The 6,670-nt window shown below is 59.3% G+C and carries 6 protein-coding genes; 1 reads left to right on the top strand and 5 read right to left on the bottom strand.

Features of this window, described 5'->3' with window-relative positions; translation table 11 throughout:
- Nucleotides 1-151 precede the first annotated feature (151 nt).
- Nucleotides 152-553 (top strand): helix-turn-helix domain-containing protein, encoded by a 402-nt coding sequence (locus DES29_RS09285; RefSeq protein ID WP_113854788.1) that lies wholly within the window; start codon nt 152-154, stop codon nt 551-553.
- A 98-nt stretch (nt 554-651) separates the two neighbouring features.
- Here DES29_RS09285 and DES29_RS09280 read toward each other — a convergent pair whose 3' ends face one another.
- Genes DES29_RS09280 through DES29_RS09260 form a run of 5 tightly spaced genes read right to left on the bottom strand, consistent with a single transcriptional unit; the run spans nt 652 to nt 6,635 of the window.
- Nucleotides 652-1,389 (bottom strand): TetR/AcrR family transcriptional regulator, encoded by a 738-nt coding sequence (locus DES29_RS09280; RefSeq protein ID WP_021994539.1) that lies wholly within the window; start codon nt 1,387-1,389, stop codon nt 652-654.
- 53 nt (nt 1,390-1,442) lie between these two features.
- The gene (locus tag DES29_RS09275) at nt 1,443-2,564 is read right to left on the bottom strand and encodes an ABC transporter permease (RefSeq protein ID WP_113854787.1); all 1,122 of its coding nucleotides are present in this window, start codon (nt 2,562-2,564) and stop codon (nt 1,443-1,445) included.
- The gene (locus DES29_RS09270; protein ID WP_021994537.1) at nt 2,561-3,739 is read right to left on the bottom strand and encodes an ABC transporter permease; all 1,179 of its coding nucleotides are present in this window, start codon (nt 3,737-3,739) and stop codon (nt 2,561-2,563) included. Before DES29_RS09270 ends, DES29_RS09275 begins: the two co-directional genes overlap by 4 nt.
- The gene (locus DES29_RS09265) at nt 3,736-5,601 is read right to left on the bottom strand and encodes an ATP-binding cassette domain-containing protein (RefSeq protein WP_113854786.1); all 1,866 of its coding nucleotides are present in this window, start codon (nt 5,599-5,601) and stop codon (nt 3,736-3,738) included. The genes DES29_RS09270 and DES29_RS09265 overlap by 4 nt, the downstream gene beginning before the upstream one ends.
- On the bottom strand, nt 5,598-6,635 hold the full coding sequence (locus DES29_RS09260) for an HlyD family secretion protein (RefSeq protein WP_021994698.1): 1,038 nt from the start codon (nt 6,633-6,635) through the stop codon (nt 5,598-5,600). The genes DES29_RS09265 and DES29_RS09260 overlap by 4 nt, the downstream gene beginning before the upstream one ends.
- Nucleotides 6,636-6,670 lie beyond the last annotated feature (35 nt).

Below are 6,670 nucleotides of genomic sequence, written 5' to 3'. Positions count from 1 at the left end.
TTACAGTCTCTTGTCAAAGGCCTGACCACTGAATCCACAACCTAACTTTAGAAACCGCCGGATGCCGAACGGCACGTCCGGTGGTGTGGGAGGGAGCGAGGTGCAAACCCGCTCTCTACCCGATGCCTGCATTTTCCGGTCGGAGAGAATGATGAAGAAGAGTAGAGCTGAAACCTCGGGCGCTTTGTCGGGTGAGTTTGCCGATCGCGTGCGTCCCCCGTATGCGTCCGATGAAAAGCGCCGGCAGGCCGCAGAGCTCTTTGAGCACGGAATTGGCAACCAGCGCGCATCACGCATTTTGGATCTGCCCGCCAATACGCTGCGGGATTGGGCCAGAGCATGGCGTGCGGGGAAGTTCCGTACCACCATCTCGCCGCACCTCTATCGATATTCGGATGCCGTCAAACGAAAAGCCGTGCGTATGCGCCAAAAAGGACACACCTGGCATGAGATTGCGGAAGCTACGGGGGTCGGCGCGAGCACCTGCAAGCGGTGGATGGATAAACTCGGCCAGTCAGCAACCAAGGGCCGTGCGGATGAAATCAGACCCTAAGCGGCGCATAAAAATCAGCGGAAACGATCTTCAGGCGAGAGGCTGGGGCACCCAAGGACAGGGGCACCGAGCGGTGCTGCCGGACTCTATTTTTTCGTTCAGCAGGATGATTTCGGATCCGTTTTGGGGGGAGCCCTGTCCGTCGAAGGGTTCGTCAGCGGCTGACTGCTCCCAGATGCTTTCTTTGGCTTGACGTTCGCAGCTTTGGGGGTTTCATTATCGGTGCCTTGAATATCCGTTCTTTCGCTCTGCGGCTGCACGCCAAAAATCATGGTTAAGTAGCCCTTGAAATATTCTTCAAGGTTAAGCGGCATCACCTTGTCGATGATGCCTGCCCAGAAAATGCCCTGCATGACGGGAGCCATGAGTACCATGGGGTATTTCTTCACGAAGTCGGGGACATTGGAGGCTTCAATTTCCGTTCGAAGAGGGCTGCCCGGCGCGAAGTGAGGAATCAGAAATTTTTCGTAAATCGGACGCGTGAGCTCGGGGCGGTGGAGGCCTTCAGACCAGACAACACGCAGGATTCGAGCCAGCCGTCCGTGACCATTGTCGGCGAGGAGCCCGGCTTCCGTGCGCCAAAGTCTTTCAATCAGCGGCAGTGATGCGTGTTCGCTCGGCTGATCGAATTCTTTTTGGATAAGGACTGCGACTTCTTCGGCAAGCCCCAGGAGGAGCGCTTCCTTTCCCTTGAAGTATCCGTAGATGGTGCCTTTGGAGACGCCGGCCCGATGTGCAATATCTTCGACAAGCGCGGCCGAAAAACCTTTTGCTTCAAATTCGTCGAGTGCTGCATTCAGAATGCTTCTGCGGCGGTTTTCAGATTTTTTAGCCATATGCGTTGTCCAGTAAGCCCGACGCTGGCGTCTTGTCGGGAGGGGTTGGCAGTCTATTGAATCTTATGCCGGAAAAGCCAGGACGCCCAGGCAAGCGAGAGCACACCGGCTAATACGATCGGGATGAGAGAAGGAACAAGATCAGCGAAGCCGGCATTTTCGAAGTAAATCGCCCGAAGCGCCACAATGGCATGCCGCAGGGGATTGATAAGCGTCAGAGTCTGCAGCCACTCGGGCATCGCACGGATCGAAGTGAAAAGTCCCGAAAGGATAACGCACGGCAGCAGGAAGAAAATCACCATCACCATGGACTGCTGAATGTTGTTCGCCAAGGCAGAAATGGCGAGTCCCACGCCAACGAAGCATAGCGATATGCCGACGACAAAGAGGCCGAGCGTCAGGTAAGAACCCGCGAAGGGCAGTTCGAACCAGAATAGCCCGATCAGGAAAATCGCGAGCGCCTGCAGACAGGCAATGATCGTGGGCGGGACGGCTTTGCCGGCAAGAATTTCAAGTGAGGAGGCGGGCGTCATGAGCATCATGTCAAACGATCCTTCCTCACGTTCGCGGGCAACGGAGAGTCCTGCCAAAAGCAGTACCTGCAGCATGGAAAGCAGAATCGTAAGCGACGGAATGATGGCGTAGCGCGTAATACCGTTCTCATTCCAGCGGTAGCGCTCAACGACGGCAAAAGCGGCGGATCTGCCGCGGTCAGCATTGATCTGGGCAACAATGCTGTTCACGTAGCCCATGGCAACGCCGGCCGTCGTGGAGTTTCTGGCGTCTGCGGCGGCGAACACCTGACCGTTCTTTTCAAAATCCGGCGGGAAGTAGAGGCCGAGGAGCGCTGTGCTCGATGAGATCGTTTCTTCAAATTCGCCGAGCGACCGCGGCGCGGCCTTGAGTTCGAAAATACCGGTTCCGGTTATTCGGCGCACGACTTCCATGGAGCTCGAGGAGTGCGAAGCGTCGTAGTAGGTCCAGGGGACGCGCTCGAGGTTGAAGGTGGCGCCGTAGCCAAAGAGAACGGCCTGCACAATGACGGGAACAACGAGAATGAGGCGTGAGCCCTTGTCCTTTAAGAGCGCGACGAATTCCTTCCCGGCAATGGCAATGATGCGGTTGACCGAAGCCCAAAGCGCATCAAGGAACTGAAAGCGGTTCGAGCGGGTCATGATGCGGCCTTTTTGGGGGAGTGCTTAGCTTCAAGCGGCGATTTGCCGAGCACTGTCAGGGCGCCGGCAAATAGCCCCGCGGTCCAAAGCGCGATTACCAGCGCGTTGACCGCAAGGGTCACAGACTGTCCCCCCGAGAGGAAACAGATGCGGAAGGTTTCAACCGCATAGGTGGGCGGCAGCAGTCTGCCGACCACTTCAATCCAAACAGGGACGCTTCGCAGGTCGAAGATGAAGCCCGAAAGCATCATGGTCGGCATAAAGGAGGCGAGCACTGCCGCTTCGGTTGCGAGGAACTGACTTTTGGTTTTGGCCGAGACAAAAAGCCCCAGAGCTGCCGCCCATCCGATAAAGAGAAAGCCGGTGCCGAGGAGGACGCAGAGACTGCCGCGAAGCGGTTCATTGAAGAGCAGGAAGGCGAGGATGAGGCAGAGCAGAAAGCCGCAGTAGGCGATGAACGAGTAAGCCGTCCATTTGGAGAGCAGAATTTCGAGCGATGAGGCAGGCGTCGCAAAGAGCGACGTGAGGGTGCCGCGCTCCCATTCTCGGGCGATGACGATGCTTCCCATCAGACTCGCGGACACCGCCGAAACGATGACCAGCAGGCCCGGCACGAGATACCAGCGGGAATTGGCTTCATCGTTGAACCACGTTCTGGGGACGATGGTCACGGCCGGCAGATCGGTGTTCTGCACGCTCGAAGGGATGCGCCCCTCCTGGATCATCTTGGCAGCGGTCTGCGCCAAGATGCCGGCGGCATAGTTGCGAAAGATCACGGCTGAATTGCTGTCGACCCCGTAAATCGTGAGCTGAACCTGTCCTCGGCCGGAGGTCAGGGCGCGTTCGAAGCCGTTCGGAATTTCGAGAATAAATTCAATGTCTCGTTTTTCAAGCAGCGCTTCGGCTTGCGGACGGCCTTGCACGGTGCGGACGGCAAACTGCTTGTTGGCTGAGAGGTCGCGCGTAAATGCGAGCGCAGCCGGGGTGCGCTCCTTCAGTACCACGGCAGCCGGCACGGCTTCCATATCCATGGAAACGCCGTAGCCGTAAATGAAAAGCATGAGAAGCGGGAGCGCCAGTCCCATAAACAGGATGGAGCGATCGCGAAAGATCTCAATGGCTTCCTTTTTAAGGAGACTCAGGAAGCGGCGGGGTGAAAAGCGCAGTGCGTTCATGAGGGCGTCTCCTGACTGCGGCGGCCTGCTTCAACGATGGCGACGAATGCGTCCTCAATCGACATGCGGTCGACGACGAGACTTTGTCCGCTGACGGCGGAGAGAACGGCTGCGCGCTGCTTCACTTCACGCGGCGTTCCCAGTGCCAGCACCTTTCCCGCATCCTGAATGAGGAAGCGGTCGCAGTATTCCGCTTCTTCGAGAAAGTGCGTCGTCACCACGACTGATGTGCCCGCAGCCGCCAGCGCATTGATGCGGCGCCAGAAGGTGCGGCGGCTGGCGAGATCGGCGCCTGATGTGGCTTCGTCCAAAAAGAGGATTTCGGGGGAATGGATCAGTCCGCAGGCCATGGAAAGATCTCGTTTGGCGCCGAATGAAAGCGATCCGGCTGTGGTGTCGCGGCGATCCGTCAGGCCGAAATCTTCAAGCGAAGCATCAATGCGGTCCTGCAGCGCTTGGCCGAAAAAGCCGTAGCTGCGTCCGAAATACCGCAGGTTCTGCTCGACAGACAATTTGCCGTAGAGGGAAAACTTCTGTGCAACGTAGCCAATGCGGGCGCGTGCTCCCGCCTTGGCGGTGCGCAGGTCGTAGCCCGCCACTTCAATTTGTCCTTTCGAGGGCACAAGGAGTCCGCAAAGCATGCGGAAAGTGGTGGTTTTCCCCGCGCCGTTGGGGCCGAGGAGTCCGAAGATTTCTCCGCGCCTCACTTCAAACGAGGTATCAGCGACGGCCACAAAATTCCCGAACTTGCGGGCAATGCCGTCGGCGCGAATGACGACGGGACGCTCGGCGGTGTCATCGGCCGAAGCGGCCAATGCGTCAGAGGCGTCTGACGGGGGGCTGGCGAAACGATTCGCGGTTTTGGGTGCTCGCGGGAAGGTAAGGAGCGCATAGGCATCTTCGAGCGAGGGTTGGCGCGGCACGAACCCCGCAGGCACACGGGCGTCCTTCACCGGAAGCGTCGGCGCGAGCGTCGTTGCCGCAGCGCCCCCCATCCGCGGCACGATGTCTAGAAATAGGGCGTCCGAGCGCGTGGCGGCGGTTTCTTCCGATAAGCGTCGGCAGAGCATTTGCGCGTCGTGTTCGGCGCGGTTGGCAAGCGGAAGCAGGTAGGTGCGCCCATTGGCGCGCGAGATGAAGCTTTGCGGATTTTCGTCGGCAATGATGCGGCCCGACTCAAAAAGGAGCACGCGGTCTGCGGCCTCGGCCTCTTCCAAATACGCTGTTGAAAAAACGCACGTCATGGGGGTGTCTGCGAGCATCCTGCGCACCACCGACCAGAGTTCGCGTCGTGAGAGGGGATCCACGCCTACGGTGGGTTCGTCTAGGAGCAAGAGATCGGGGATCCGCAGGAGTGCGCTCGCGAGCGCGAGTTTTTGCTTCATGCCGCCCGAAAGCTTTCCGGCCTGACGTTCTTCAAACCCGGCAAGTCCGGTCATGCTGAGGAGCTCCGCGATGCGGCGCTTGAGGCCGGCGGCGCCATCGGCCTCCCCCTCAAATCCCCTCAGGCCCGCAAAGACCTCCAGGTTTTCTCGGCACGAGAGCGTTTTATAGAGCCCAAGCGTCTGCGGCATGAAGGCAATGCGGGTGGTGAAGTCTTCGTTGTCGGGGTCCGGCGTCGTGCCGAGGACCGAGAGACGGCCTTCGTCCGGTGCTTCCAGACCGCAGAGGAGCCGCATGAAAGTGGATTTGCCCGCTCCGTCCGGTCCCACCAATGCAATGAGCCGATCGGAGGCCTCGGCGCCCCCCGCTTTGAGGCTGATGCCGTCCACCGCACGGATCGGACGGGCAGCGTCGAGGGGGTTGGGAAAAGTCTTGACAACGCCCTCAAGATGGATCGCTGGGGCTGAAGCCATCGTCATGGCGCGGCCTTGCTCGAAAGGTCCAGGAAACCGCTCTGAGCCTCGGTTTGCGGCGCGAAGTCCACCGTCACGGGCTGGCCCAGACGGAGCTTATTCTCTGGATCCGAAAGCGTGAGGCGGACTTCATAGACGAGGAGTGTGCGCAGATCCTGTGTCTGCACGGTCTTAGGCGTGAATTCCGCTTCCGGGGAGATGTAGCCCACCGTGGCTTCGTACGCCGGCGTCGTATCCGTGGTGATGCGGGCAGGAGCGCCTTCTTTAATGAAGCCGAGCTGGGTTTCCGTCACATAAGCCCGCACCCACTTGGGCGAAGTAACGGCAATTTCATAGACGCGCTTGCTCGCGCTCGCCATGTCGCCCGGTTCAAGCAGGCGGCTGCGGATAACGCCGTCAACGGGCGACTCAATGCGGCTTGCCACATCAATTTGGTAGTCGAGCGCCTTGAGCGCAGCTTCGCCCGCATCGCGGGCAGCCTTTTTGGCGCGAATTTCTTCAGGGCGCAGGCCAGCAGTAAGGCGCGCAAGATCGGCTTGCGCCGCGGCGAATACCTTGGTCAGATGGTCGGCATTGGATCGCGCTTCATCGAGCGCCTGATCGGACGCCACATGGGCGCGGTAAAGCTTTTGCGTGCGTGCCAGCGTGGTCTGCGCCAGTTTGGCGCTGCTTTCGGCCGCTTCGGCCTGCGCGCGAGCCGCATCAATCTCTTCGGCGCGATAGCCTTCAAGCGCAAGCTTCCAGTCAGCGTCAAGGCCTTCGAGCTGTGCGGCCGTGCGTTCACGTTCGATTTTCAATGCCCTCAGATCGAGTTCACCCAAGGGTTCGCCCTTATTCACGCGTTCGCCTTCCTCTTTGGCAAGCGAGGCAATGCGGCCGGAGGTTTCGAACATGAGGTCAACGGTGCGCATATCGACGGTTCCCCAGGCCACGGTCGGCGGGACACTGCGATGGGCTTCCCACCAATTGAGGCCGTAGTAGAGGGCTGCTGCTGCGGCGGCAGCGCCGACAAGAAGAACGATCTTTTTTGCGCTCGACATGGTGGCGAAATCCTTAGCGTGCATTCTGAACTGAC

It is taken from the genome of Sutterella wadsworthensis (assembly GCF_003315195.1).
GTDB lineage: Bacteria > Pseudomonadota > Gammaproteobacteria > Burkholderiales > Burkholderiaceae_F > Sutterella > Sutterella wadsworthensis.
The sequence above is the reverse complement of the archived record's forward strand: the minus strand, read 5'-3'. Positions and strand labels throughout refer to the sequence as shown.

What these genes read in the sequence shown, in the direction of transcription:
- DES29_RS09275 (WP_113854787.1), bottom strand. Translation starts at nt 2,564, where the DNA reads ATGACCCGCTCGAACCGCTTTCAGTTCCTTGATGCGCTTTGGGCTTCG.
- DES29_RS09265 (WP_113854786.1), bottom strand. Translation starts at nt 5,601, where the DNA reads ATGACGATGGCTTCAGCCCCAGCGATCCATCTTGAGGGCGTTGTCAAG.
- DES29_RS09270 (WP_021994537.1), bottom strand. Translation starts at nt 3,739, where the DNA reads ATGAACGCACTGCGCTTTTCACCCCGCCGCTTCCTGAGTCTCCTTAAA.
- DES29_RS09280 (WP_021994539.1), bottom strand. Translation starts at nt 1,389, where the DNA reads ATGGCTAAAAAATCTGAAAACCGCCGCAGAAGCATTCTGAATGCAGCA.
- DES29_RS09260 (WP_021994698.1), bottom strand. Translation starts at nt 6,635, where the DNA reads ATGTCGAGCGCAAAAAAGATCGTTCTTCTTGTCGGCGCTGCCGCCGCA.
- DES29_RS09285 (WP_113854788.1), top strand. Translation starts at nt 152, where the DNA reads ATGAAGAAGAGTAGAGCTGAAACCTCGGGCGCTTTGTCGGGTGAGTTT.